The organism is Aliarcobacter skirrowii CCUG 10374 (assembly GCF_003544835.1).
Classification (GTDB): Bacteria; Campylobacterota; Campylobacteria; order Campylobacterales; family Arcobacteraceae; genus Aliarcobacter; species Aliarcobacter skirrowii.
In genome coordinates, this window is the sequence record NZ_CP032099.1 from 167,300 (window position 1) to 192,936 (window position 25,637).

The 25,637-nt window shown below is 26.9% G+C and carries 27 protein-coding genes; 20 read left to right on the forward strand and 7 right to left on the reverse strand.

What is annotated here, in order from left to right; translation table 11 throughout:
• The first annotated feature begins 31 nt into the window (after positions 1 to 31).
• Complete coding sequence (locus ASKIR_RS00930) at positions 32 to 373, forward strand: TRL domain-containing protein (protein ID WP_066349840.1); 342 nt, start codon at positions 32 to 34, stop codon at positions 371 to 373.
• Here ASKIR_RS00930 and ASKIR_RS00935 read toward each other — a convergent pair.
• The 3 genes from ASKIR_RS00935 to ASKIR_RS00945 all read right to left on the reverse strand — a co-directional run bounded on the left by ASKIR_RS00935 (position 361) and on the right by ASKIR_RS00945 (position 4,974).
• Entirely contained in the window at positions 361 to 1,077 is a 717-nt protein-coding gene (locus ASKIR_RS00935; RefSeq protein WP_115588020.1) for a hypothetical protein, read from the reverse strand. The two genes, ASKIR_RS00930 and ASKIR_RS00935, sit on opposite strands and share 13 nt — an antisense overlap.
• Before the next feature lie 44 nt (positions 1,078 to 1,121).
• A complete protein-coding gene (locus tag ASKIR_RS00940) occupies positions 1,122 to 3,212 on the reverse strand; it encodes a HAMP domain-containing methyl-accepting chemotaxis protein (RefSeq protein WP_115588019.1) in 2,091 nt (696 codons plus the stop codon).
• Positions 3,213 to 3,273: 61 nt separating this feature from the next.
• A complete protein-coding gene (locus tag ASKIR_RS00945; RefSeq protein ID WP_066352900.1) occupies positions 3,274 to 4,974 on the reverse strand; it encodes an ATP-binding protein in 1,701 nt (566 codons plus the stop codon).
• 151 nt (positions 4,975 to 5,125) lie between these two features.
• Here ASKIR_RS00945 and tkt point away from each other — a divergent pair, with 151 nt between their 5' ends.
• The 7 genes from tkt (at position 5,126) to chrA (ending at position 11,499) form a co-directional block, all read left to right on the forward strand.
• Positions 5,126 to 7,042, forward strand: a complete 1,917-nt coding sequence (tkt, locus tag ASKIR_RS00950; RefSeq protein ID WP_066352898.1) for a transketolase — start codon at positions 5,126 to 5,128, stop codon at positions 7,040 to 7,042.
• Between the two features lie 116 nt (positions 7,043 to 7,158).
• Positions 7,159 to 7,560 (forward strand): arsenate reductase ArsC, encoded by a 402-nt coding sequence (locus ASKIR_RS00955; RefSeq protein ID WP_066352891.1) that lies wholly within the window; start codon positions 7,159 to 7,161, stop codon positions 7,558 to 7,560.
• 10 nt (positions 7,561 to 7,570) lie between these two features.
• Positions 7,571 to 7,882 carry an ArsR/SmtB family transcription factor gene (locus ASKIR_RS00960; RefSeq protein WP_066347080.1) on the forward strand — a complete coding sequence of 104 codons (312 nt, stop codon included), beginning with the start codon at positions 7,571 to 7,573 and terminating at the stop codon, positions 7,880 to 7,882.
• Positions 7,876 to 9,126 (forward strand): arsenic transporter, encoded by a 1,251-nt coding sequence (locus ASKIR_RS00965; protein ID WP_066352889.1) that lies wholly within the window; start codon positions 7,876 to 7,878, stop codon positions 9,124 to 9,126. Before ASKIR_RS00960 ends, ASKIR_RS00965 begins: the two co-directional genes overlap by 7 nt.
• A gap of 12 nt (positions 9,127 to 9,138) precedes the next feature.
• The gene (locus tag ASKIR_RS00970; protein ID WP_066352887.1) at positions 9,139 to 10,104 is read left to right on the forward strand and encodes a permease; all 966 of its coding nucleotides are present in this window, start codon (positions 9,139 to 9,141) and stop codon (positions 10,102 to 10,104) included.
• Positions 10,105 to 10,107: 3 nt separating this feature from the next.
• Positions 10,108 to 10,341 (forward strand): thioredoxin family protein, encoded by a 234-nt coding sequence (locus tag ASKIR_RS00975; protein ID WP_066352885.1) that lies wholly within the window; start codon positions 10,108 to 10,110, stop codon positions 10,339 to 10,341.
• Positions 10,342 to 10,344: 3 nt separating this feature from the next.
• Positions 10,345 to 11,499, forward strand: coding sequence for a chromate efflux transporter (gene chrA, locus ASKIR_RS00980; protein WP_066352883.1), 1,155 nt, complete (start codon positions 10,345 to 10,347; stop codon positions 11,497 to 11,499).
• Positions 11,500 to 11,511: 12 nt separating this feature from the next.
• Here the strand turns inward: chrA and ASKIR_RS00985 are convergent, their stop codons facing one another.
• Positions 11,512 to 11,916, reverse strand: coding sequence for a DUF350 domain-containing protein (locus ASKIR_RS00985; protein ID WP_066162979.1), 405 nt, complete (start codon positions 11,914 to 11,916; stop codon positions 11,512 to 11,514).
• A 106-nt stretch (positions 11,917 to 12,022) separates the two neighbouring features.
• Between ASKIR_RS00985 and ASKIR_RS00990 the strand changes: the two genes are divergently transcribed.
• Positions 12,023 to 12,499 (forward strand): ankyrin repeat domain-containing protein, encoded by a 477-nt coding sequence (locus tag ASKIR_RS00990; protein WP_066352880.1) that lies wholly within the window; start codon positions 12,023 to 12,025, stop codon positions 12,497 to 12,499.
• Positions 12,500 to 12,510: 11 nt separating this feature from the next.
• Here ASKIR_RS00990 and ASKIR_RS00995 read toward each other — a convergent pair whose 3' ends face one another.
• Positions 12,511 to 14,442, reverse strand: coding sequence for an ankyrin repeat domain-containing protein (locus tag ASKIR_RS00995; protein WP_115588018.1), 1,932 nt, complete (start codon positions 14,440 to 14,442; stop codon positions 12,511 to 12,513).
• Positions 14,443 to 14,721: 279 nt separating this feature from the next.
• On the opposite strand from ASKIR_RS00995, the gene ASKIR_RS01000 reads away from it, so the two are divergent.
• Genes ASKIR_RS01000 through pyrC form a run of 3 tightly spaced genes read left to right on the forward strand, consistent with a single transcriptional unit; the run spans position 14,722 to position 17,279 of the window.
• Positions 14,722 to 15,855 carry an ammonium transporter gene (locus ASKIR_RS01000; RefSeq protein WP_322897529.1) on the forward strand — a complete coding sequence of 378 codons (1,134 nt, stop codon included), beginning with the start codon at positions 14,722 to 14,724 and terminating at the stop codon, positions 15,853 to 15,855.
• 56 nt (positions 15,856 to 15,911) lie between these two features.
• Complete coding sequence (locus ASKIR_RS01005; RefSeq protein ID WP_066162964.1) at positions 15,912 to 16,250, forward strand: P-II family nitrogen regulator; 339 nt, start codon at positions 15,912 to 15,914, stop codon at positions 16,248 to 16,250.
• Positions 16,251 to 17,279 (forward strand): dihydroorotase, encoded by a 1,029-nt coding sequence (gene pyrC / locus ASKIR_RS01010; RefSeq protein WP_066352875.1) that lies wholly within the window; start codon positions 16,251 to 16,253, stop codon positions 17,277 to 17,279.
• An 11-nt stretch (positions 17,280 to 17,290) separates the two neighbouring features.
• On the opposite strand, the gene fliM is transcribed toward pyrC, so the two are convergent.
• Both fliM and ASKIR_RS01020 read right to left on the reverse strand, forming a co-directional pair.
• The gene (fliM, locus tag ASKIR_RS01015) at positions 17,291 to 18,406 is read right to left on the reverse strand and encodes a flagellar motor switch protein FliM (protein WP_066352873.1); all 1,116 of its coding nucleotides are present in this window, start codon (positions 18,404 to 18,406) and stop codon (positions 17,291 to 17,293) included.
• A 3-nt stretch (positions 18,407 to 18,409) separates the two neighbouring features.
• Positions 18,410 to 19,459 (reverse strand): flagellar basal body P-ring protein FlgI, encoded by a 1,050-nt coding sequence (locus ASKIR_RS01020; protein ID WP_066352870.1) that lies wholly within the window; start codon positions 19,457 to 19,459, stop codon positions 18,410 to 18,412.
• A gap of 95 nt (positions 19,460 to 19,554) precedes the next feature.
• Between ASKIR_RS01020 and ASKIR_RS01025 the strand changes: the two genes are divergently transcribed.
• The 8 genes from ASKIR_RS01025 to ASKIR_RS01060 are packed head-to-tail and all read left to right on the forward strand — an operon-like array spanning position 19,555 to position 25,636.
• Entirely contained in the window at positions 19,555 to 20,841 is a 1,287-nt protein-coding gene (locus ASKIR_RS01025; RefSeq protein ID WP_066352867.1) for a hypothetical protein, read from the forward strand.
• 1 nt (position 20,842) lies between these two features.
• On the forward strand, positions 20,843 to 21,103 hold the full coding sequence (locus ASKIR_RS01030) for a flagellar biosynthetic protein FliQ (protein ID WP_066352865.1): 261 nt from the start codon (positions 20,843 to 20,845) through the stop codon (positions 21,101 to 21,103).
• 1 nt (position 21,104) lies between these two features.
• Positions 21,105 to 21,515, forward strand: coding sequence for a hypothetical protein (locus ASKIR_RS01035; RefSeq protein WP_066352863.1), 411 nt, complete (start codon positions 21,105 to 21,107; stop codon positions 21,513 to 21,515).
• A complete protein-coding gene (locus ASKIR_RS01040) occupies positions 21,512 to 22,000 on the forward strand; it encodes a MotE family protein (RefSeq protein ID WP_066162945.1) in 489 nt (162 codons plus the stop codon). The genes ASKIR_RS01035 and ASKIR_RS01040 overlap by 4 nt, the downstream gene beginning before the upstream one ends.
• A 1-nt stretch (position 22,001) precedes the next feature.
• Entirely contained in the window at positions 22,002 to 22,529 is a 528-nt protein-coding gene (locus ASKIR_RS01045) for a flagellar basal body-associated FliL family protein (RefSeq protein WP_066162943.1), read from the forward strand.
• Between the two features lie 3 nt (positions 22,530 to 22,532).
• On the forward strand, positions 22,533 to 22,967 hold the full coding sequence (locus tag ASKIR_RS01050) for a hypothetical protein (protein WP_066162941.1): 435 nt from the start codon (positions 22,533 to 22,535) through the stop codon (positions 22,965 to 22,967).
• The gene (locus ASKIR_RS01055) at positions 22,964 to 23,671 is read left to right on the forward strand and encodes a flagellar basal body L-ring protein FlgH (RefSeq protein ID WP_115588017.1); all 708 of its coding nucleotides are present in this window, start codon (positions 22,964 to 22,966) and stop codon (positions 23,669 to 23,671) included. Before ASKIR_RS01050 ends, ASKIR_RS01055 begins: the two co-directional genes overlap by 4 nt.
• A 51-nt stretch (positions 23,672 to 23,722) precedes the next feature.
• Positions 23,723 to 25,636, forward strand: a complete 1,914-nt coding sequence (locus ASKIR_RS01060) for a FlgK family flagellar hook-associated protein (protein ID WP_066352862.1) — start codon at positions 23,723 to 23,725, stop codon at positions 25,634 to 25,636.
• The last annotated feature ends 1 nt before the right edge of the window (position 25,637 follow it).

A 25,637-nucleotide genomic window follows, 5' to 3' on the forward strand; every position in this document is an offset into this window, starting at 1 on the left:
TTATAATTACGATTAAAATAAAGGAGAAAATATGAAAAAAATATTATTAGCATCAACAGTTCTTATTGCTACTTTTTTTACAGCTTGTAGCACAATTAAGGTAAAAAGTGAAGATACATCGTCTTTAATGAAATATGATGGAACAAATACAGATTATTCAAAGCTTGATAGCTATAAAAAAGCTACTATTTGTAAAGAGTTTGTTATTGGAAAAGGTTATGTTGGAAGCAACTCTGTTGCTGAAGCTGCGAAAAATGGTGGAATATCAAAAGTAAAACATGTTGATATTCATAGTGAATACACAGAACAAAGTGGACTTTTTTCACCAACTAGAGATAACTTTAAGCAGTGTGTTACTGTTTATGGTGAATAATTTACATTTAAGCTACTAAGCCATCTTTTTAAAAACTCTTTACGAGTTAAAAGGGTGGCACCTAAATCAAACTTATAGTTCATATATGGATGTCCTAAGTTCCAAAATAGAAATTTATTATTTTGTAAATAATTTGCTGTAAGAGTTAATTGAAGTTTTCCATAGTTGTTGTATTTTTTATCTTTTGAACAAAATCCACTTAAAGATGTATATATCTTTTCTATTTTATATCCAATCTCTGCTGATATTAAATTATCATTTTTATCATAAACTTCAAAGGTTAAAATCTTAAAATCATCACTTTTGTAATTATAAAAGATATCTTTTATTAATTTCTCATATTTATCTATAAGCCAATTATTTTTGTGGTATAAATTTAATTGTTTAAAAAAGAGTTCAATATTATGATTTACTCTAAAAATAAAATCATCTTTTTTTATAAGAGATTTTACTTTCTTACTAATATGAAGATTTTTAAAATCTAAAATGGCATATTCAAATTGAATTTCACATAATAGATAAAATATATTGTTTAATTTTATTGAAGTAGAAATAAATCCAGCCCTAGCTTGTAAAATATAAAACTCTTTTGAAAAATCTAAACTTACATAGTAGTTGTCTTCTTCGTTTTCATATATTTGATTTAATATATCAATATTTTTTAGATGGTTTGAATTTATTTCATATAGTAAGTTTTGAGGCATATGTTTACGTTATTTTACAACTAGAGAAAGCTTCTCTAGTTATATTAGAAACTTTCCCATTCATCATCACTAGATTTAGAAGGTTTTATCTCTTTTAGTTTGATATCTTTTTTAGGAAGCTCTTTCTCATCTTTTTTCTCTTTTTTCTCATCTGTTTTTTTAATAGATTCATTTTTATTTTCAGATTTTTTATTTTCAGGTTTTTCAATCTTTACATTAGATTTTTTATACTCGTTTTCAATCTCTTGCTTTCCAATAAACTCTTTACTTTTTGAGTCAGATACAATTTTTTTAGCAACCATATCAGCATTTGTTGCAATTGATTTAGTATGAGCAGCAATACTTGCATTATTTTGAGTTTGTTGATCAAGACCTGTTACAGCATCATTTATCTGAGTAATACCAGCTTCTTGCTCTTTACTTGCTAATGCAATTTCATTTATAGTTTGAGTCTGTTTATCAATATTTTCAAGTAATTCTGTATATCCTTCAATCATTTCAAAGCTAATATTTTTACCCTCATTTGCTTTTAAAGTTGCATTTTCAACTATTAGTTTAATCTCTCTAGCTGCTTCTGCACTTCTACTTGCTAAGTTTCGCACCTCTTGAGCAACAACAGCAAAACCTTTTCCAGCTTCACCAGCAGTTGCTGCTTCAACAGCTGCATTAAGAGATAAAATATTTGTTTGGAATGCAATATTATCAATCACTGAAATTGCTTCATTAATTTTATTTACTTGACTATTTATCTCATCCATTGCAGTTGTTGTTTGATTTGCTAAAGCTTGACCTTTTTTAGCTGAGTTACTAACTTCATTTGAAAATTTAGACATAAGTTCAACATTGTTTGCATTGCTAATTACAGTTGAAGTAATCTCTTCAAGAGCAGCGGCTGTCTCTTCTAAAGAAGCAGCAGCGGCATTTGAACTTTGATTTAAAACTTCAACATTGTTAAGAAGTTCATTTGAAGCAAGCTCAAGATTTAAACCTGTAGAGTAAGATTGTCTTAGTAAAGCAGAAATTTCATCTCCAAGTTCATTCATAGCGACAGCAATTTTTGCATAAGGGTTTGGAAATCTTGCAGTAAAATCATATTTTTTAAAGCTATCTATAACTTTAAGAAGCATATTTATATCTCTTGCGATTGTATGTTCTAAATAATATTGAAGTTCTAAAAGAAGTGTTTTTAAAGCTTTTAAATTTGATGTATCAGGCTCTTTTTCAATTTTTGCAAGCATATTTCCGCTTGAAAGCTCTTTTACGAAATTTTCTGTTGCATTAATAAACTCATCATCTTTTTTTATAGAGTTTTCAGTTTTTATAATATTGTGATTAATTACTTTTGCAATCTCACCAAATTCATCACTATTTTTTAAATCAATTAGTGTAGCGCTTTTACTCTCTTCATTTAAGAAAGCAAAAAAATCTAAAATTCCATCTCTAACACTACTTAAAGATTTTATAATAAAGTTTATAGTTACTAATGTAAATGCCAAACTAATAGCCATAACAATAATTGTAAGAATAACGATAATTGTTAAAGCTTTGCTTGAAGATGATACTGAATTTTTAACCATATTAGTTGCATAATTTATAGTTCTTGTTTTTTGCTCATCTAAAAGCTTTCCAAAATTAACAGAAACTGGAATCATATTATTTACACTATTTTCATAGCTTAACATCAAAGATTCTATTTTACTCTCATCTTGATTGTTGATTAATTTTTTTAGATTATCATCAATTGGTTGATGTGATTTTTTCCACTCATTAAATGTAGCTTCTAAAGTATTAAAAGCCTTTTTACCAGCCTCAGTTTGTCTTGGTGTGCTTGCAAAGAATTTCCAATTTTTATCAATTTGTTCCCAAGTTGAATCTCTATATTCTTTAATATCTTGAAGATTTTTTTTGTAGTTTTCATCAACATTAACCGAAAATAACTCTTGAGTCACAGCTCTTATTTTGTATCTTAAAGTATCTAAATCGGTAATTGCTAGAAGAATAGGTATTCTTTCATCTGAAATATTTACTAAATCATTAGATGTACTTTTTGAGTTAAAATATGAAACAGTTGAAATAGTCAATAGTGATAAAATAAACACTAATGATAAAGATATTAATCTACTTTTTACAGACATAAATTCCCCTTAAAATAAAGTTTTATATTATAACTAAATCAAGATAAAATATTTAACAAACCTACTTATCAATAGATATTGGTATATTTATAGAGAACTCTGCACCAAAGTATTCAACACCATTTTGTAAGAAACTACTATTTTTTACGGATAATTTTCCATGTAGATGTTTTGTAACAATTTGTAGCGACATATAAAGACCAATTCCCGTTCCTTGGCTCTTGTGTTTTGTTGTAAAGTATGGTTCAAAAACTCTATTTAAAATCTTTTTATCTATTCCACCACCGCTATCAGAAATTGTAATAATAAGATTATTATTTAAAATCTTAGTTTTAAAATATATATATCTTGAATCTATATTTTTATCTTTTAAAATATCAATTGAATTTGAAATTATATTTAAGATTACTTGCATCAATTCACTCTCATAACTTAGTAATTCACTATCTTCAATATCTTCTACTATAGTTATATTGTGTTTATCTATGCTACTTTTTAAAAGCAAAATTGATTTTTTTATTGTATTTGATATTAAAAACTTATTAATCTCTTTTTCAGATGAGAAAAAATTCCTAAAATCATCTATTGTATTTGAAAGGTGTTGAGAAGCATTATTTATAATATCTAATGATTGAAAAAACTCTTTATCTTCTAAAATTTTCATCTCTTGTTTTAATTTTAAAGAGGTTGCCATTGTTGAGATTACAGATAGTGGTTGTCTCCATTGATGAGCAATATTTTCAAGCATTTCGCCCATCGCTGCCATTTTTGCTTGATGATTTAAAAGATTCTCTTTTTCAATTAAATCTCTACTCTTTTTTTCAACAAGAATTTCAAGATTTTTATTTATTTCATGAAGAGATTTTGTTTTTTCATTAACCAAATTTTTTAGTTTGTTATTTAAATTTTTTAAAATATAGTTTCTATATAAAAATGCAAAAGTAATTAAAAATATAGCAGCTAAAAGTAACCAAATAATTGTATAGTCAAAATTAGTTTGAAATTGTACATTATTCCATCTATTTACAATATCTAGTACAGAAGATTCATCTATATTATCTATTGCTTTATTTAAAATTGGAATTAAAATTTCACAATCATCTCTTATCATAAATTTAAGCTCATAATCTAAACCACTATTTCCAGTTATTTTTAAATCTTTAAAACCATATTTAGCTATATTAAAGTTTAATACAGGTTTTATATCAATAAATGCAAAAACTTTATCTTTTGAAACTAGTTCTAAGCCCTCTTTTACACTAGCTACTGGAGTTAAACTAAGGTTTGGATATTTCTCTTTTAGAAGATTATGAGCTGTAAAATTATTTCCTACTGCAATTTTTCTATCAATTATTTCATCAATATTTTCTATAAAATTTTCATCTTTTTTTGTAACAATAGATATTGGAAAAGTTAAATATTTATTTGAAAAAAGAGCATAATCTTTTCTTTGTGAAGTCTCTCCAGCACTAAAAATTATATCACTCTCTTTTTGTTTGATACTAAATAATTGTTTATTAAAATTTGTAAAAAATATATTTTGGGTTTTAAGATTTAATTTTTCAACAATTAGTTTCCAATACTCATAAGATATTCCCATAGGTTCATCTGATTTCTCTTTAAAACTAAAAGGTTCCCAATTTGTAGTGATAGAAATTTTAAAAGTTTTATCTTTTATAAAATCTTCCTCTTCTTGAGTAAGAATGATATTATTTGAGAATAGTGTTGTAGAAAGTAAAATGGTATAAATTAAAAATTTCATATAAACTCTCTTTTTTAACAAGAATTTTAAATTATATCAACATTTTTGCTTAAATTTACAAATTCTTAAAAAAAATTAGAGAAAATATCTTAAACATAGTTTAGATATAATCGTTTAAAATTTCAAAAAAACATTAGAATATAGGATAATTATGTCAAAACAACTATTACAAAAACAAGCAGATACTATTAGATTTTTAGCTGCTGATATGGTACAAAGAGCAAATTCAGGACATCCTGGAGCTCCTATGGGAATGGCTGATATTGCAACGGTTTTAAGTAAACATTTAAATATAAATCCAGCAGATGAAAAGTGGATAAATAGAGATAGATTAGTATTTTCAGGTGGTCATGCAACAGGACTTGTTTACTCTTTGCTTCATCTTTGGGGATTTGATGTATCAATAAATGACTTAAAAAATTTTAGACAACTTAATTCAAAAACTCCTGGGCATCCTGAATATGGACATACTCATGGAATTGAAATTACAACTGGACCACTTGGACAAGGAATTGCAAATGCTGTTGGTTTTGCAATGGCAGGAAAATATGCTCAAAATTTATTGGGAAAAGATGTAATAAATCATAAAGTTTACTGTTTATGTGGAGATGGAGATTTACAAGAGGGAATCTCTTATGAGGCAACTGCAACTGCAGGGCATTTAAAACTAGATAATCTTGTAATAATTTATGATAGTAATTCAATAACAATTGAGGGTGATACAAGTATTGCTTGGAGTGAAAATGTTAAAAAAAGATTTCAAGCTATTGATTTTGAAGTAATAGAGATTGATGGACATAATTTTGATCAAATTGATAAGGCTTTAATATCTGCAAAATCTTCAACACAGCCAGTTTTGATTATTGCAAAAACGGTTATTGCAAAAGGTGCTGTTACTCTTGAGGGAAGTCACCATTCTCATGGAGCTCCTTTAGGTGCTGAAGAGATTAAACAAGCAAAAATAAAAGCTGGATTTAATCCTGATGATGAGTTCTTTGTAGCTGCTGATGTAAAAGGTGCTTTTGATAAATTAATAGTTGGAAGTACAGCTCAAAATGAGTGGAGTGAAGCTTTAAGTAAAGAGATTAAACAAAAAATTGAAGAACTAAGAAATCCAGATTTTTCAAAAATTGTTTATCCTACTTTTGAAGCAGATTCAAGTGTTGCTACAAGAGATTCAAATCATAAGATTTTAAATGCAATTGCAAGTGCAATTCCAGGATTTTTAGGTGGAAGTGCAGATTTAGCTCCATCAAATAAAACTGAATTAAAAGGAATGGGTGATTTTCCAAATGGAAAAAATATTCATTTTGGAATAAAAGAACACGCTATGGCAGCTATTACAAATGCAATGAATCTGTATGGATTGTTTAGAGTTTATAGTGCAACATTCTTTGTATTTAGTGATTATTTAAAACCAAGTGCAAGAATAGCAGCACTGGCTTCAATTCCACACCATTTTATTTGGACACATGATAGTATTGGTGTTGGAGAAGATGGACCAACTCATCAACCAATTGAACATTTAGGACAATTTAGAGCGTTACCAAATTTCTATACATTTAGACCAGCAGATGCAACTGAAAATGTAGAGTCTTGGAAAGTAGCACTTAAAATGAAAGCTCCAACAGCATTTGTTTGTTCAAGACAAGGTTTAAGAGTTTTAAAAGATGAAAAAGCCTATGGAGATGTTTGCAATGGTGGATATTTATTAAAACAAAGAGAAAATGCAAATATTACAATAATGGCAAGTGGAAGTGAAGTAATGCTTGCTCTTCAAACAGCTTGTGCGCTTGAGAAAGAGGGAATAGTTGCAAATATAGTTTCTGTTCCTTGTTTTGATTTACTTTTAGAGCAAAGTGAAGATTATATTAATAAAGTTATTGATCCAAAAACAAGAGTTTATGCTGTTGAAGCCTCAAGAGCTTTAGAGTATTATAAATTTGCAGATGTTGTATTTGGAATGGATACATTTGGTGCAAGTGGACCAGCTGATAAACTTTTTGAAGAGTTTGGATTTACAATTGATAAATTAAAAGCAAAAATCGTAGCTGACTTTAAAAAATAAGTAGCAAGAGAAGATAGATATTTCTATTTTCTCTTTTATTAAATATTATATATCAATATATCTTGATATATAATATTTAATATGATAATATTCTTTTTTTAAAATAAAGGATAAAAATGAGCAAAAAAGTTTTAATTTTATGTACAGGAAACTCTTGTAGAAGTATTATCGCTGAAGCTTTAATAAATGCAAAATTAGATGGAATTAGTGCCGATAGTTCAGGAGTAAGAGCTAGTGGAAGAGTAAATTTAAATGCTAAAAAACTTTTAGAAGATAAAGGAATTTGGAAAGAGGAGTATCATTCAAAAACTATTGATAAAGTAATAAACAATGAGTATGATTTAGTTGTAACTGTTTGTGACCATGCTTCCCAAACTTGTCCAATGTTTCCAAAAGCTGTAAAAGTTATTCATGTAGGTTTTGAAGATCCAGATGGAAAAGGTTTTGAAGCATTTGAAGCTACATATAAACAGATAGAAGAGATACTTTTACCCAAAGTAGTTGAAGCTTTAAAATAGAAGAGATGATATGGATAATTTTTTACAAACAATAGGTGCTATAAATGATGAAACTAGAGTTAAGATACTGAATTTTATAAATATTCATGGTGAAGTTTGTGTTTGTGATATTGAAAACTCTTTTTCAATGATACAATCAAGGGTATCAAGACATCTTAAAATTTTAAAAGATGCAGGGTTTTTAAAAGTAGATAGAAAAGGTCGATGGGCTTATTATAGTATTAGAACACCTTTAGATATTTTTAGAGAATCTATTTTAAAAGAGATAAGTTATTTACAACTTGATATTCCAATTTTAAAAAAAGAGTGTGATATATGCTAATTGCTAGTTTAATATTTATTATAACTTTAACTTTTGTGATTGTTCAGCCAAAAAATATTCAAATTGGAACAAGTGCTATTTTTGGAGCTTTTATTGCACTTATATTTGGAGTTGTAACTTTTAGTGATGTTTTGGATGTTACAAATATAGTTTGGGATGCAACTTTAGCATTTATTGGAATTATTATTTTATCTTTAGTTTTAGATGAGATTGGTTTTTTTGAGTGGGCAGCTTTGAAAATGGCAAAGTTTTCAAATGGTAGTGGAATAAAAATGTTTATCTACTCAATTTTGCTTGGAGCATTTGTTTCAGCTCTTTTTGCAAATGATGGAGCAGCTTTGATTTTAACTCCAATATTATTAGCAAAAATGAGAATATTGCAACTAAACCTAAAAACAATTATCGCTTTTTTACTAGCAGGTGGATTTATAAGTGATAGTGCATCACTACCTTTTGTATTTTCAAATCTTACAAATATAGTAACTGCAAACTATTTTAGTATAGGTTTTGCACAATATTTCTTTGATATGATAATTCCATTTATTGTAAGTGTTATAGCTTCAACAATTTTTTTATGGCTAATTTTGAGAAAAGATATTCCAAAAAAAGTTGATATAACTTTATTAAAAGAGCCAAAAAGTGTAATAAAAAATATGAAACTCTTCTATTTTTCATGGGTATTTTTAGCATTTCTTTTATGTGCTTATTTTTTAGGAGATGCTTATGATTTACCTATTTCAATTTTTGCATTAGGTGGAGCAACTATATTTTTAATTATTGCAACTATTTCAAAATCTGTTGAACCTTTGAAAATTATAAAAGAAGCGCCTTGGCAAGTTGTGTGGTTTAGTATTGGACTTTATATTGTTGTTTATGGTCTAAAAAATGCAGGACTTACAGATTATTTAGCAATAATTTTAAAAGATTTGGCTCTTAGAGGTGAGACAATTGCAGTTTTAGGAACAGGTTTTATAGCCGCATTTTTAAGTGCTATTATGAATAATATGCCAACAATTATGATTATGGATATAGCATTAGCTGATATTGGAAATCAAGCTATGATTTATGCAAATATTGTTGGATGTAATCTTGGACCAAAAATGACACCATTTGGTAGTCTTGCAACTCTATTATGGCTTCATGTTTTAGCAAAAAAAGGTGTAAAAATCTCATTTGCACAATACAGCAAATTTGGTTTGATCATCACACCACCTGTTTTATTTATAGTGCTATTAGCAATTTAAAGGATAAATTATATGTTTGATTGGTTAGTTAATTTAAGTGCGGTATTTGTATTTGATATTTTAGGATTAGAAAAAGGAAGCCACATAGGTGAGGCTTTACACTTTTTTATTTATGACACTATAAAAATATTTATACTTTTAATTACAATTATTTTTTTAGTTACATTTTTACGAAGTTATTTTCCTGTTGAGAAAATAAGAGATTATTTAGTTGGAAAACATAAAATCTTTGGACATATTTTTGCAGCATTTTTTGGAATGCTAACACCTTTTTGTTCTTGTAGTGCAATTCCACTTTTTTTAGGTTTTTTACAAGCTAGAATTCCTTTGGGAGTTACTTTTTCATATCTAATTTCAGCACCACTTAGTGATGCGGTTGTTATTGCTTTACTAATTTCACTTTTTGGTTGGAAAATTACTTTACTTTATGTAGGTTTTGCTCTGTTAATAGCAATTGTTGCAGGTTTAGTAATAGGAGCTTTAAATTTAGAAAAAGAGGTTTTAATAGAGGTAAAACCAATAAATAGTTGCTGTGGAAATTCAAATGAAGATACAACTTTAATATCTTCAAGATTAAAAGAATCGTGGGAATATACAAAGGATATATTTCTAAAAATATATCTATATGTAATTGTTGGTATTGCAATTGGAGCATTTATTCATGGATATATTCCAACTGAGTTTATAAGTAAATATGCAGGTGGAGATGTTTGGTATGCACCAATAGTTGCAGTTGTTATAGGAATTCCTATGTATTCAAATGCAGCTGGAATTTTACCACTTGTAGAGGTTTTAACACAAAAAGGTATGTTAATTGGAACTGCACTATCATTTATGATGGCAGTTGTTGCTTTAAGTCTTCCAGAAGCTTTGATTTTAAAAAGAGTTTTAAGCTTGAAGTTAATAGCAATCTTTTTTACAGTAGTGGGTCTGGCTATACTTTTAGCTGGTTATTTATTTAATTATTTATTAGGATAAAAGATGAAAATAGAGATTTTAGGAACAGGTTGTACAAAATGTAAGGCTTTGGAAGAGGCTGTAAAAAAAGCAGTTGCTCAAATTGGTGGATTTCATGAAGTTAAAAAAGTAGAAGATATAGTTGAGATTATGAACTATGGTGTTATGAGTACACCAGCACTTGTAGTTGATGGTGAAGTTAAATCGGTTGGAAAATTACTAAGTGTTGATGAAATTGTAAAAATTTTATCAAAATAAATTATGTTAAATTTAATAGATATTTTTTACAGATTTCTAATATTAGGACTTTTTAGTTTTGGTGGACCAATAGCTCATATAGCTTACTTTAAGAAAACTTTTGTAGATAGATTAAAATGGCTTGATGATGAGAGTTACACAAAAATTGTAGCTCTTAGTCAATTTTTACCAGGACCTAGCTCTTCTCAAGTTGGATTTACAATAGGATTAAAAAGAGGCGGAATAGTTGGAGCAATTTTAGCTTTTATAGCTTTTACTCTTCCATCATTTATCTTTTTATATCTTATTTGGTACTTTGGAGCATTACAAAATGATAGTGCTTATGTAAATTCTATTATTTATGCATTAAAACTTTTTGCCGTTGTAATTGTACTTGATGCAACAATTAGTATGTTTAAAAGCTTTTGTAAAGATAAAATTACAATATCTATCTTCTTTTTCGCATCTATTTTACTTATCTTTTTTAGCTCATTTTTTAATCAAATTTTTATTTTAGTTTTATGTGCAGTTTTTGGTTTTTTATTTATTAAAAGTGAAGATAAAACTAATGAAAAAATTACTCTTCCAAATTTTTTAATATTATTCATATTTTTAGCTCTTCTATTTTTAGCATTTACATTTCAATTTAAAAATGAGCTAATAAATCTATTTTTTAATTTTTATAAAAGTGGTAGCTTAGTTTTTGGTGGTGGTCATGTTGTTTTACCAATATTGCAAGAGAGTTTAGGTGAAAAAGTTATAAATGATACATTTTTAATTGCATACTCATTAGCTCAAACAGTAAGTGGTCCTATGTTTACAATAGCAACTTATTTAGGAGCTGATATTATAAAGCAAAGTCCACTTTTAGGAGCAATTATTGCAACTTTTGGAATATTTTTAGGTGGATTTTTACTAATACTTACTTTTTATAAAAGTTATGAAAGTTTTTCACAAAATGATAAGTTATCAAGAGTTATAAAAGCAATAAATGCTGCAGTTGTAGCTTTATTATTTGCAACATTAATAAACACAATTATTCCAAGTGCAATTTACTCTTTATTTGATATCTTAGTTGTAATTTGTGGATTTGTTTTGATTAGATATTTAAAAGTTAATATTTTTTATATTATCTTTGTTTTTGTAGCTATTTTTTTAATAAAAGATTTTTTACTTTAGAATCAATGAGTTTTAGTAACTCATTGAACCTGCATTTAACAAACCAATAGAGATTGATAAACCAGCCATTAATATTCCAACAGGAATAACACCTTGAGAGATTTTTTCTGTAAATGAAAATTTACCATTCACTCTTGTAACAATAAATGCAAAAATAAGTTGAATAACAATAGCAACAACTCCCCAAATAGCAAAATCTATATATGATATAGAGTTTGATAAAGCACTATATAAAGGTATTGAAACACCAATAATTGCACCTGAAAATCCTAAAGCCGCTGCAACATTTTTCTCTTCAAATATAAGTTTATAATCATCATATGGAGTTACGATTGCATAAAGATAAAGAAATGCAACTATTAAAATAAGAGCTGTGAAGAAAAATCCTAGAAAACTTAGAAATAGATTTATTTCCATTAAAAATCCTTTTTTTATTTTATTTTATCGAAAATCTAATAAAGCTTAGCAAACTTTAATATTAACTATATTATGATATCAATTATCATTAATATAAGGATAGAGTATGTGCAGTAATTTTGTTTTAAAAAGTAGAGTCTATAACATGAAATCAAAAGAGCTTTTAGAAGGATTAATTTTAAAAAATGATTGGGATAAAATTATTCAGATTTTAAATCTAGGAGTTGCAGATATTAACTACAGAGATTGTAGAGGTAGAAATATTTTATATTATGCTATTGCTAATAAAAAATATGAATATATAAAGCCTCTTATTGATTTAGGTATTAATTTAAAAGTAAATTTTAATTTAAGTGCACTTAATTTTGCTGTTTGTTTAGATGATGTTAGAGCTATTGAAGCTTTAATAAAATCTGGATTTGATATAAATGATGTTGATGAGTTGGGGTGTTCAGCACTTATTTACTCTATTTTATATAACAAAAAAAGAAGCATGGAGTGTTTATTAGCACATAAAGCAGATACACAACTAGAAGATTTTATGGGAAATTGTGCAAAAAATCTACTAAAAAAGAGAAAATAGTTTAGTATTATTTATCTTTTTGATATATCTATATTAAATTCAACAATCATATTAGATGCTAGTTTACTAAGTGCAACTTTCTCTTTTGTGTCTGTTATTTTAAAATTTATTGCAAGAATGTTTTTATGAAATTTCTTTAAATATTCTAAAATTTTAATAGATTTAGGTGCATCATTTTCTATCTTCGCTCCAAGTGAAATTAGTTTTAAAGTTAAATCAATTTTACCCATAAATGCACAATAATTTAAAGCAGTAACTCCAAAGTTATCTATTTTATTTAAAATTTCACTATCTTTTTTATGTATTAAATCAATATATTTTTCTGCATCATTAAATATTGCTGTATGAATTAAAGTTTTACCACTTTTATCTAATATATTTACAGAAGCACCATTTTCAATAAGAAGTTTTACTAAACTATCTTTTTTATTTATCATACAAATTGATAAAGCTGTTTGACCATCACTATTTCGTTCATCAATATTTATACCAATTTTAATTAAATTTATTATAATTTTTTCAACTGTATCCATACATTTTTGATTGTTTGAACAATTTTTCATAACTAATTTATGTAAAATTGTATTTTCTTGGCTATCTTTTTTATTAAAATCTATTTTTGATAATCTTAAAATTTTAAATAGAGAAAAATTAAAATTTAAAATTGAAGAGAAAAATAGTGGCTCATCTTTTGAGTTCAAATCATCTAAACTTAAATCATATTTTTCTATAAATATTTTTAAGAGAGTTTTATAATCATACTTCTCATCTAAATATTTTTTTATATTTTCATCTATATTTTTATTATTTTCAAAATATAAAATAGAGTTGATTAAAATTTCAGCAACTCCTAGATTATATCTATTTTTATAGTTAATATTTGCACCATTTTCAATAAATAAATCTATTTGATTAATATTTTCATAAGCACCAAAAATTAGAAAAAATAGTGGAGTCAATCCTTTTTTATTCTGTTTATTTAGATTTTGCTTCTCTAAATTATTAAAAACAAAATTTATTAAATCTATATTTGCACTTCTTGCTATTTCAAAAATAAATGTTTCTGATTCATTGTTTAAACTATCTTTATCTATATTTAATTGGAACATTCTTTTTATTAAATTTACTTGAGATTCTATGCTTTCACTATCTTTAATAGTTTGTAAAAACTCTATTGCATACATCAATATATTTTTACCATCACTATTTTTTAAATTTAGGTTATAACCTTTTTCTTCTATTTTTTTCAAAATCTTATAGGCTTTTTCGCCTTTTGTTGCAAGATGAAAAATATAACTTATTCCATTACTATTTTGTCCAATAGGATCAGCACCATAATCTATTAATAAGCTTCCAATATCTAAATTTTCTAAAGCATTAGAAAGATGTATTACGCTATTTTGCTCTTTATTTTTATGATTTAAATCTATTTTTTCAAGTTTTAAAATCTCTTCAATTAATACTAGATTCCCACTATTTACAGCATCAAATAAAACATTATTTCCATTTATATCACTATTTTTCAAAGATATTGTTTTTTTTAATAAAAATCTAGTTATTTTGCTATTAGCATTAAAAATAGACTCTTGAAGAGCAGTTCTTTTATTGTTATTAAGATGATCTATATTTGCATTTTTTTTCAAAAGTGATTCTAGTATTTTTTTATCATCACTATAGATTGCATAAAATATTGCTGTTTCATCTAAACTATTTTTTAATTCAGTATTAATATCATTTTGAATTAACCATAAGGCGCTGTTTAAAAGATTTTTTTTGAGACAAACTATTAGTATAGGTTCATCATCAACAAATAGTTTGTTTAAGTTAATATCTGATTTTTTATAAATTTTATCTAGATTTTCTTTATTTATATTTGGATTGAGTAGCTCTTTAATAAAATCTTCATCTGAATATCTATTAAAATTAGATAAAAATTCTAGCATATCATTCCTATTGTTTAAAATTAAGTATAAATTATATAGTAATATAAATAATTTTCAAGTTAATTTCTATTAAAAAAGAATAAGTGTAACAAAAAGAAACAATTTGTTTTTTTAAAAATAAAAAAATATGATTTTAAGTAAAAAGTAAGATTTTTTTATGTTAGTTTTATTTTTTTTTGGTATAATTTTCGCGTCCAGCGCTGGAGTTTATACTCAAAAAAGGACAAACATATGGATTCTCTATCCTTCATTATTGACACACTTTACGTATTGTTTGCAATGACATTAATCATTTTTATGGTTCCTGGTTTTGCTATGCTAGAAGCTGGAATTGTAAGAACAAAAAATGTTACCGCTGTCTTAACTATAAATATTCTTATTTATGCAATCGCATCTTTATCTTTTCTTCTTTTTGGTTATTCACTTGCTTTTGGCGACTTAGGAAGCGATACTGTGAGTAAATATGCAGTTTTATTATTTCAAATGGCTTTTGTTGGAAAGGTTATTAATATTATGAGTGGTGGTGTTAGTGAAAGAGCAAAGGTAATCCCTTTGATGATTTTTACTGTAATAATGGCTTCACTTCTATATCCAACTGTTGTAAACATAACATGGGGTTCAAACTTTTTAGAAGAAACTTTTTTAGATTTATCAATGTATGATTTAGCAGGTTCTACGGTAATTCATAGCACTGGAGGATGGGCACTACTTGCAGCTATTTTAATAATTGGTTCAAGAGAGGGGAGATATTTGGAGGATGGAACAATTAAAGCAATACCAGCTTCTAATATTCCTCTTGTAACTCTTGGAGCTTTTTTATTATGGATTGGTTGGTTTGGATTTAATGGAGGAAGTGTAGGCTCAATAACTTCACAGGAAAATGCAAATTTAGTAGCTCTTACAATATTAAATACAAATACTGCTGGTTTAAGTGGTGCAATTATGGTTGCAATTATCATGCAGATAATGTATAGAAAATTTGATATAACAATGATTTTAAATGGTGCTTTGGGAGGATTAGTTGCAATTACTGCTGGTCCAAATTTATATGATATTTATACACCTATACTAATAGGTTCTATTGGTGGGATATTAGTAGTTGGTGGAGTTTTTATGTTTGATAAACTAAGAATTGATGATCCTGTTGGAGCTTTATCTGTTCACTTATTAAATGGTATTTGGGGTACAATTGCAGTTGGAATTTTTGCTTCAAATGGTGATGACATAACACTTTTAGGTCAATTAAAAGGAGTATTTGTAGTAGCGGTTTTTGCTTTTATTAGCTCATTTATTGTGTTGTATTTAATAAATAAAATTATACCTTTAAGAGCTAGAAGAGATCAACAACTACAAGGACTTGATGTTGAAGAGTGCGGAATGGAAGCATATCCAGAATTTAAACGAGCATTTTAATAATATTAGTTTAATAAAATTTCGTTAAAATAATTGAACTAAAAAAAGGATTAATATTGAAAAGAATAGAAGCTATAATCAAACCATTTAAATTTGAAGATGTAAAAGAGGCCTTAGCAAAAGCTGGAGTTGCTGGTATGACTGTATCTGATGTAAAAGGCTATGGAAGACAGCAGGGTCATAGCGAGCTTTACAGAGGAGCTGAGTATGTTGTTGATTTTTTACCAAAAATTAAAATAGAGTTAATTGTTGCAGATGAAGATGTTGAACGTATAACAACTGCTATAATTGATGCTGCGAAAACAGGTAAAATTGGAGATGGTAAAATATTTGTTTCACCAATTGAAAAAATTATAAGAATTAGAACAGGTGAGTTGGATGAGGAAGCTATTTAAATGAGTAAAATATTTGTTTTAAATAAACCTTTGGATATGCACTTACATTTAAGAGATAATGATATGTTGAAGTTAGTGGGTCCACTAACTTCAAATAGTTTTAGTGGAGCTTTAATAATGCCAAATTTAGTTCCTCCTATTACTTCAAAAGATGCTTTATTATCTTATAAAAGTAGAATTTTAGAAGCTTGTAAAGATGATAATTTTACTCCATATATGACACTATTTTTTCAAAATAACTATAGTTTTGAGTTTTTAGAAGATATTAAAGATGAGATAATTGGAATCAAACTTTATCCAGCAGGAATTACTACAAACTCTGAAACTGGAGTTTCTTCTATGGATATTGAAGTTTTAAGACCTACTTTAGAAAATATGAGCCATCTTGGAATTCCTCTTTGTATTCATGGGGAAACAAATGGTTTTGTAATGGATAGAGAAAAAGAGTTTATGCCAATTTATGAGAGTTTGGCTATTGCTTTTCCTAATTTAAAAATAGTAATGGAGCATATTACAACAAAAGATGCTGTAGAGCTTCTAGATAAATATCCAAATTTATATGCAACTGTAACTTTACATCATCTATTAATAACTTTAGATGATGTAGCAGGTGGAATGCTAGATCCTCATCTTTTTTGTAAGCCAATTGCAAAAAGACCAGAGGATAGAAATGCACTTTTAAATGCAGCTTTAAAAGCTCATCCAAAACTTATGTTTGGAAGTGATAGCGCTCCTCATCCAAAACATAAAAAAGAGTGTTGTGGTTGTGCAGCAGGAGTTTTCACATCGCCTATTGCTTTGCAAGTATTAGTGGAACTTTTTGAAAAACACAATGCCTTAGAAAATTTAAATAATTTTGTATCAAATAATGCACAAAAAATTTATGGATTAAATTTAGAAGATAAAACTATAAAATTAGTTAAAAAAGATTTTATAGTTCCAGCTATTTATGAATATAAAGATGAAAAAGTTGTACCAATGTATGCAGGAAAAACTATATCTTGGAGTATTGAAGAGATTACAAAATAAGCTAAATTTTTTTAGCTTATTGTTGGATTTGAGCTTTTTCTTTCGCTTAGAAGTTTTTTAATATTTTCAGCATTCTCTTTTGCTTTTTGTTCTCTCTCTTCTCTCATTAATCTTAGTGTTTCAAGAGTCTCTTGTTTCTCTTTATCAAGATTTGATAATAACTCTATAGCTTTTCTATTATTTGAAATACCACAACTTGCTAAAAATTTCTCTTTTTTATTTACATAAACTATACTCTCATTTGATTCAGCATTTTTATTAAATACTATAATATCGCCCTCTTTAAGGTTTAATATCTCTAAAGTGCTCATCTCTGTCTCTGCCATAATTGGCTCAATTTTCATTCTAGCACCAGAAATTAAGGTTTTAATATCCTGTTTTCTACTTAGTTTTGTATTTTTACCTTCACTAAATATTTTGTCAACAATTTTATTTAAAAGTGGTTCAATATAAGAGATTGGATAACAAATAGATAAAAATCCTGAATCCTCATCAATAGTTATTTCAAAAACAACAAGTAAAACGATATCGTGATCTGAAACTATTTGAATAGCATTTGCATTTGTATCACTTGATTCAATTTTAAAATTTAAGCTAGAAACATCACTCCAAGTTTTATATAAAATTTTTATAAACATTCTATAAAAATGCTCTAAAATTTTTATCTCTATTTCTGTAAGTTCTCTATCAATACTATCCATAGTATTAACAGCACCACTTCCTAATAAATCAGCAATTACTTTATGTGAAATTGTAGGGTTGCACTCAATTACAATTCTTCCATCAAGTGGTTTCATTGAAAGAGTACTTAAAGATGTAACTTGTGGAATAGATAAGATAAACTCTCCATAAGTCATCTGTTCTATTGACATCAGTTTAACATCAACCATTTTTCTAAGCATTGAGCTTAAATCATTTGTAAACTCTCTTAACATCTTATCATGCATTGTTGTAAGAGCTTTTAACTGATCAAGAGTAACTCTATTTGGTTTTTTGAAATCATAAATAGTAAAACTTTTCTCTTTTGCTGCAAACTTATCAAGAGGATTTGTTCCATCAATATCATCACCTTGCTCAGCAATATCTAAAAGAGCATCTATCTCATCTTGACTTAAAAATTCTGCCATTATTTAACCTCTTAATTCAATATCAACATCAATAGCACCCATTTGCTTAAGCATTTGAAGAGTATCAATTATTTCGCTCATTGGGAGTTTCATAACTTTCATTGAACGAACCAAATCTGAAACTGTAGGATCTTTTTTTGTATTTATCATAGAGTTATTTATATCAACCACAGGTTTATCAGCTATTTTAATTCCATCTCCAACATCAACACCTTTGTTAATTGTCGGATTATTCCAATCTACATCATCTAAATTTGTTTTATCTATTCTAAGAGTAAAACTATCTCTTGATATAGTAATTGGAGTAATTGGAATATCACCTCCAGCAATAACAGCTTCTCTATTTATATCAATAATAAGTTTTTTCTTCACATTTGTCTCTAGTTCTATATTTTCAACTAAAGCTATAAACTCTACAATAGACATATCAGAAGGTTTTATAACATCAATTGTTCTTGTATCTATAGCTTTTGCTATATTATTTTCAAATTTTTCATTTATTTTTTGCTCTATTAAGTGTGCAGTTTTTGCTGAATTTTTATAAAGACTTAGTTGAATTGATTTTTCATCTTGTAAATTAAAATCAATCTCTCCTTCAACTGTTGCACCCTCATAAATAAATCCAGTTGTTTTATTATTTGCGTTTGCTACAACAGTTCCTTGAGCAACCGCATAAACATTTCCATCAACCCCTTTTAATTGAGTCATTAAAAGTTCACCATAATCAATAGATTTTGAATCACCAATAGTTGAAACTGTAACTTTTATTTTATCACCTTGCCTTGCAAATGGTGGTAAATCTGCTGTTACCATAACAGCTGCTATATTTTTTGAATTAATAGAGCCTTGTGGAATTTTTATATAAGAGTTTGTAAGTAGGTTTTGAAGACTTTGCATTGTAAATTTAGATTTATCTCCAGTTCCTGGAAGTCCTACAATAAGACCATAACCTATTAGTTGGTTCTCCCTTATTCCTATAATATTTGAAACATCTTTTATTTTTTGACCAAAAAGTGATGAAATAAGCAAAATTGAAAAAAATAAAATTCTCAAATAAATCCTTTATAAAATTTAAGTTTACATTTTATCAAAAATTTAATAAAAAAAGGTATAATCAAAGTAAAATTTTAAACTATTAGGGCTCAAGATTGAATATTTTTATATATGGAAAAGATGATTTCAGAAAAGATATAAAGAGAATTTTAGGTGAATCTAAAATAGATGAAAAACTACAAAATATATCTATTGCCGAAATTTTAAATTTAGAAGATTTGAAAGAGCAGATTGCCTCAAATCCAGATGATGTTTTTTTAATTGATGATGAAAAAATATTTAAAAAGTCTAAATTTGGATTTTTAAAAGCAAAAGATGCAATAGAAGAGGAGTTTTTACTTCAATGTGGAGTTAGTGAGCTATCTATTGACTCTTTTGAAGAGATTCCAAACTATATTACAAGAAAATATGATAGATTAAATTTTAAAAAAGAGCCTAGTGATAGTGAAATTATAAATGAGGATGATCTTGATAATTTAGTTTTAGCAAAAGATGAGGAAAAAGATTTGAATGTAGACTCAAATCAATCTTTTTTAGAAGATGATATTGTAGATACTGAAAAAAAAGAAGATAATACAAAAGATGAACATACAGATAATTTTGAAGAAGATTTTGGTTTGAACAATATAGAGCTAGACTATGACGATAAGGACTCTTTAACTGATAAAAGTGAAGCTATTGAGAGTATGAAAAATGAAGAAGATATTCTAAATTTAGATAGTTTTATCTCTGAAGATTTTGATATGAATGATTTTAAATTAGATGAAGATTTTGATTTAAATTCAATTGATGAGATGCTTTTAGATAGTGATGATAAAAATATTACTGAAAGTGAAGATAAAAATAAAAATGAAGAGTTGTTTGATAACAACAAAGAGAAAGTTTTTATAAATACACCAGAAAACTCTTTAGATTCAAATTTTGATATTGAAAATTTAGATGAAGATAATAATCAAGAAGAGATATTTTTAGGAGATATTGAAAAACAATTAGAAGAGAGTTTAGATTTAGATGAAGTTGATTTAAAAGAGGAGACTCAAGAAGATAATCAAATCAAAAAAGAGTATAATAGTGCAGAAAATGATGTTGTAAAAGAAGAAAATTCTAATTTAAGTATCCAAAAGGAAGATAAAAATATGAATAATTTTTTAGATATAGATAGTATTAGTGAAGCTGATATTCTAGATGCTTTAGGACTTGATAATTCAAAAGTTGAAATGAACTCATCTTTGAATAGTGGAAATAATATAGATGATTCAAGTGATAATTTTAAAGCAAGTAGTATAGATTTAAATGCTTCAAATATTGATGATGTTACTGCTTTACTTTCAAAACTTTTGAAAAATAAGAGTGTAGAGTTGTCAATTAAAATAAAAGAGTAGTATGGATTTATTAGCAATTTCACAAAATACTGTAAAAATTATATTACTAATAGGTCTTCCATCATTAGTTGTAAGCATGATTATAGGACTTATAATCTCTATATTTTCAGCCGTAACTCAAGTAAACGATGCTTCACTTTCATTTGTTCCTAAGATGATTATTGTATCAACTTTTATCCTTTTTTCTCTCCCTTGGATTGGTGAACAAATAGGTGGATTTGCATCTGATTTATGGAATCTAATTTTGGTTTTTGGACAATAATTTGATAGAAAAACTTTATAATTTGAAAAAGAGTCAAATAGAACAAAAACTCATAGAAAAAGCTAGTTTACAACAAGAGATATATCAAATAGACGAAAGCGTTGAAAAATTTACACAAGATATAAATACAGCAACTGTTCAAAAGCTTGGATCAATATCTGACTTTATGGTTTTATCTATGCATAAAAATTCTATTAGATATGAGATAACGAAACTTATAAAAAGAAAAAACGAACTTTTAAAAAAAGTAGAAGCACTATTTTTAGAGATAATTGAACTTCAAAAAGAGAGTGAGCAGTATAAATATATTTTAGAAGAAGAGAAAGAAGAGAGAAGAAAAGCTAAGATGCACGATGAGATGCTACAAAATGAAGAATTTATACAAAGTTCATATATAAGGGGTTATATTTGATTTTTAGATTTTTAATACTAATAATATTTCCAATATCTCTATTTTCAAATGAAGATAGTAGCGCTTTAACAAAACAAAGATTAGAGATACTTCAGCTAAAAGAGGATTTAACACAATTTTATAAAAAAAGAGAAGAAGAAGATTTAGCAAGAAAAAAAGAGATTGAAGATATTCTTAAAAAAATAGAAGATGAGAAAAATAGTATAAATTTAATAAAAGAGCAAAATGAAGAGTTATTAAAAGAGATTAGAGGTCAAATTGTTAGCAAAACAACAAAAATTTATGAACAAATGAAACCAAAAGTAGCTGCTTTAGTGTTTGATCAGATGATATTAGAAGGTAAAATTGAAGAAGTTTTTGATATAATCATTAGATTAAAAGAGTCAAATGTTTCTGTAATTATGAGGTCTTTGAGTGTAGAGAGTGCTTCAATTTTGACTTTTATGTTAGAAAATTTTAAAACAAATGAAATAAAAGGGGAGTAGTATGGCAGAAGAAAATGGTGAAATTAAAAAATCTTCAGATGGTAAAGGTTTAATAATAATTCTTATTGCGTTTGTAATTTTATTAATTGTAGCAGTAGCTGTAGCAACATTTTTTTTATTTAGTAATATTGGAACGAATTCAACTATAAGTAGTCCTGAAAATCAAGAAAAAGTTGAGAATGTGAAATCTTCTGTTGGTTCTGATGCAAAATTCAAAGCAGATGTAACTGAATTAGTATTAAATTTAACAGATACTAGAGGAAGAGAGAAAATTTTAAAACTATCTTTTTCAATAAGAAGTTCAGAGCCAACTATTCAACAAATAGTTGAGAATCATCTTCCTGAAATTACTGATATTGTAATAACTCAAGTAAGCTCAAGAAGTAGTGATGAGTTACTCACTGTTGCTGGAAAAAATATATTAAAAGATGAGTTAGTTAGTGAATTAAATGGTGTTATGAATTATGCAAGAACTAGTAATGGTAATATTGTAAACAATATATTTTTTACAGAGTTTATAATAAGATAAAATATGATTTTAGCAATTAAAAAAAAGAGAAAAATAGAGTTACTTATTAAAAAAGTAGTATTAATTTCTCTTTTATTTATTTTGTTTGCTGTTGGTTTTGGTTTTTATAATAAATTACTTTTAAAAAATGAAGAGTTAAAAGCTCAAGAAGAGCAAGAGATTTTGCTTCAATTACAGAAAGAGAGATTAGAAAAGCAAAAAGCAGAAATTGAATTTATTATACTAGAAGAGAGTTCTAGAGTAGTTGATTTAATAGGGCAAAAATATATTGATGATATTAAAGTATATAAAAATAAATTAGTTTACATTTTAAAACCGAATACAAATATAGATGCAATAACAATAAGATATGGAAGTTTTGCTTTAGTAAAAAGAAGTTTTAAAGAGATTGTTGTTGTTATTGATTTAGAAAATATATTGAAAGGAAAAATTAAATGATTAAATATTTTTTATATGCATTTATTCCTTTTATATTTTTATCATGTAGCGCTGTTTCAAAACCAGAAATAGAGTTCACAAAACCTGAACTTCAAGTAGCAAGAGAGAATCCAAAACCTAAAAGAAATAAGGGATCTTTATATTCAGTTCAAGGAAGTTCACTATTTGCTGATAAAAAAGATTTACAAATTGGAGATATTATTCAAGTAAAGATAAGCGAAGGTCTTCAACAAAAAAGTGATAATAAAAGAGAGTTAACAAGCAATAGACAAAATGATTTTGGTGGAGGAATGTTTACAGCAATGGGTGGAAATACTCTTGGTGGAACAGTGGGAAGTGCAACTGATAAATTTAATGCAAATTTAGGTGTAAATTTTGGTACTCAAAGTAATGATAGTGATAAGGGAAAAGTTAAAACTGAAGTAAAAGAGAATTTTGATACAGATATTTCAGCAATCATAGAAGAGGTTTATCAAAATGGAAATTATTTTATAAGAGGAACAAAAGAGATTTTGCTTGATGGTCAAAAACAAGAGATAATAATAACAGGAGTTATAAGACCTTATGATATAACTCCTGAAAACTCTATAAGCTCTGGACAAGTTGCAAATCTAAAGCTTTTATACAAAAAAGATGGTGTAGAAGCAGATGTTTTAACGACTCCTTGGGGAACAAGAATTATAAGAGCAATTTGGCCATTTTAATCTAATTTTAAGAAATGTAATGCGATAATAAGCTAATTTAAAGGAGTAAAAATGTTTTCAACATTATATGTTTCTCAATCTGGACTTAATGCTTCAAAATATGGTATTGAGAATGTTGGTAATAATCAAGCTAATGCAAATACTCCTGGTTATAAAAAAAGAGTTGCTGATTTAAGTGAAGTTAGAATTAATGGAGTTCATTTAACAGGGCAAGGTGTTAGTTTTGATGGAATAAGTAGAACAACATCTCAATATATGTATGATAAATTTTTAAATGAAAATACAAAAGTAAGTTATTATGATAAATTATCTAATATGCTTGGTGGAGTAGAAAAAATCTTTACTGAAACAGATACTAGTGGATTTTCAATAAGTTTGAATAAATATTTTCAATCTGTTGAAAATTTAAGAACAAATCCTAATTCTGAAGTTTATAAAAACCATATGCAGACTCAAGGAGTTGCAATTGTTGAAGATTTAAAAAATTTATATTCAAGTGTTGAAAAACAAGCTGTAATTGAGAAGCAAGAGTTAAAAACAGATGCTAAAGAGGTAAATTCTATTTTAAAAGAGATAGCTGATATAAATAGTAAAATATCAAAATACTCAGGCTCTGTGAATGATTTGTTAGACAAAAGAGATCACCTTGAATCAAAATTAGTACAATTTGTTGATGCAGATATAAGTAGAGATTCTGGATTTTATGAGATAAAAATAGGTGGAGTTGTAGCACTTAGTAATGATGTATTTGAAAAAGAGATTAATGTAAGCGATATTCACGAAAAACAAATAGATAGATTTAATTATATAAAACAAAATAGTGATGGTTCAACTACTGTTTATGACTCTTTAAAATATAATTCTGATTTTACTCCTAAAGCACCTTATGGTGTAGATGATGTTGTAACTTATAAGTTAAATAATGAATTTTCAGTTAGTGTTAGAATTGGTGAAACTATTTTAGGAAATTGGGATGGTGATCCAAACGGTGTTCCAACTGCAATGGTTGTTACAAATGATAATATAACTAGAGCATTTATGGTGAAGATAAATCAAGATGAAAATATGAGTAAACTAGTAACAGCATATAATGGTGAATATGTAAAAGATGAAAATGGAAAAAGTGTTCCAATGTATCCAAACAGTGATAATTATCTAAGGATTGAATCAAATATTGATGGACTTGCAGGAGAGTTTGAAGGAAGATTTAGTGTAGAGAGAAAAGCAGGTGCCGATATAACTGCTAGAGAGGTAATTTATAATAACGATAAAACTAGTCAAAATGCTGTTAGTGATACAATTTTAACTATTTATGAAGATAAACTAGAGTTAAAAAGTGGAAGTATGAAAGCTCAAATTGAAAATTTAGCAAGTTCAAATCCAAATAATAAATTCCAAAGTTATTTAGATAAACTTGACTCAATAGCGCAAACTTTATCTGATACTTATTCAGCATATATAAGAGTTGGAAGTGAAGATTATATTTATGGTAAAGATGCTTCTGATGCTTATAATAATCCACCATTTCCACAAAATGGTGGAGATATTATAAACTTAAATCTATTTAGTGGAAGCAGTGTAAAAGATTTAAAATTTAACACTAACCAAGTTAATTATCTAAATCAACAAAATGTTGACTATCTTGCTACTTTACAATGGAAAAGTGATATATCTTTTAATGGTGGAGCTCAAGATCCAAATAATGATAACTCTACATCATTTGTTGAGTTTTATAGAACGTTAAAAGTTGGATTATCAACAAGCAAAGAAGAAGCTGCTTACTCTTTTGAAGTTCAAGATTCAATAGCTCAAAATTTAGGAGAAGCTTATAACAAAGTTGTAAAGGTTGATAGTGATGAGCAGATGCTTGATTTAATGAGATTTCAAGCCTCTTTTAGTGCAAATGCACAAGTAATTACTGCAGTTGATAGTATGATACAAACTCTTCTTGGTATGAAGAGATAAC

What these genes read in the sequence shown, in the direction of transcription:
- ASKIR_RS00945 (WP_066352900.1), bottom strand. Translation starts at nt 4,974, where the DNA reads ATGAAATTTTTAATTTATACCATTTTACTTTCTACAACACTATTCTCA.
- ASKIR_RS00995 (WP_115588018.1), bottom strand. Translation starts at nt 14,442, where the DNA reads ATGCTAGAATTTTTATCTAATTTTAATAGATATTCAGATGAAGATTTT.
- ASKIR_RS00930 (WP_066349840.1), top strand. Translation starts at nt 32, where the DNA reads ATGAAAAAAATATTATTAGCATCAACAGTTCTTATTGCTACTTTTTTT.
- ASKIR_RS00970 (WP_066352887.1), top strand. Translation starts at nt 9,139, where the DNA reads ATGTTTGATTGGTTAGTTAATTTAAGTGCGGTATTTGTATTTGATATT.
- ASKIR_RS01030 (WP_066352865.1), top strand. Translation starts at nt 20,843, where the DNA reads ATGGATTTATTAGCAATTTCACAAAATACTGTAAAAATTATATTACTA.
- tkt (WP_066352898.1), top strand. Translation starts at nt 5,126, where the DNA reads ATGTCAAAACAACTATTACAAAAACAAGCAGATACTATTAGATTTTTA.
- ASKIR_RS01060 (WP_066352862.1), top strand. Translation starts at nt 23,723, where the DNA reads ATGTTTTCAACATTATATGTTTCTCAATCTGGACTTAATGCTTCAAAA.
- ASKIR_RS00960 (WP_066347080.1), top strand. Translation starts at nt 7,571, where the DNA reads ATGGATAATTTTTTACAAACAATAGGTGCTATAAATGATGAAACTAGA.
- ASKIR_RS00985 (WP_066162979.1), bottom strand. Translation starts at nt 11,916, where the DNA reads ATGGAAATAAATCTATTTCTAAGTTTTCTAGGATTTTTCTTCACAGCT.
- ASKIR_RS00955 (WP_066352891.1), top strand. Translation starts at nt 7,159, where the DNA reads ATGAGCAAAAAAGTTTTAATTTTATGTACAGGAAACTCTTGTAGAAGT.
- pyrC (WP_066352875.1), top strand. Translation starts at nt 16,251, where the DNA reads ATGAGTAAAATATTTGTTTTAAATAAACCTTTGGATATGCACTTACAT.
- ASKIR_RS00990 (WP_066352880.1), top strand. Translation starts at nt 12,023, where the DNA reads ATGTGCAGTAATTTTGTTTTAAAAAGTAGAGTCTATAACATGAAATCA.
- chrA (WP_066352883.1), top strand. Translation starts at nt 10,345, where the DNA reads ATGTTAAATTTAATAGATATTTTTTACAGATTTCTAATATTAGGACTT.
- ASKIR_RS00935 (WP_115588020.1), bottom strand. Translation starts at nt 1,077, where the DNA reads ATGCCTCAAAACTTACTATATGAAATAAATTCAAACCATCTAAAAAAT.
- ASKIR_RS01050 (WP_066162941.1), top strand. Translation starts at nt 22,533, where the DNA reads ATGATTTTAGCAATTAAAAAAAAGAGAAAAATAGAGTTACTTATTAAA.
- ASKIR_RS01000 (WP_322897529.1), top strand. Translation starts at nt 14,722, where the DNA reads ATGACATTAATCATTTTTATGGTTCCTGGTTTTGCTATGCTAGAAGCT.
- ASKIR_RS00940 (WP_115588019.1), bottom strand. Translation starts at nt 3,212, where the DNA reads ATGTCTGTAAAAAGTAGATTAATATCTTTATCATTAGTGTTTATTTTA.
- ASKIR_RS00975 (WP_066352885.1), top strand. Translation starts at nt 10,108, where the DNA reads ATGAAAATAGAGATTTTAGGAACAGGTTGTACAAAATGTAAGGCTTTG.
- ASKIR_RS01045 (WP_066162943.1), top strand. Translation starts at nt 22,002, where the DNA reads ATGGCAGAAGAAAATGGTGAAATTAAAAAATCTTCAGATGGTAAAGGT.
- ASKIR_RS00965 (WP_066352889.1), top strand. Translation starts at nt 7,876, where the DNA reads ATGCTAATTGCTAGTTTAATATTTATTATAACTTTAACTTTTGTGATT.
- fliM (WP_066352873.1), bottom strand. Translation starts at nt 18,406, where the DNA reads ATGGCAGAATTTTTAAGTCAAGATGAGATAGATGCTCTTTTAGATATT.
- ASKIR_RS01055 (WP_115588017.1), top strand. Translation starts at nt 22,964, where the DNA reads ATGATTAAATATTTTTTATATGCATTTATTCCTTTTATATTTTTATCA.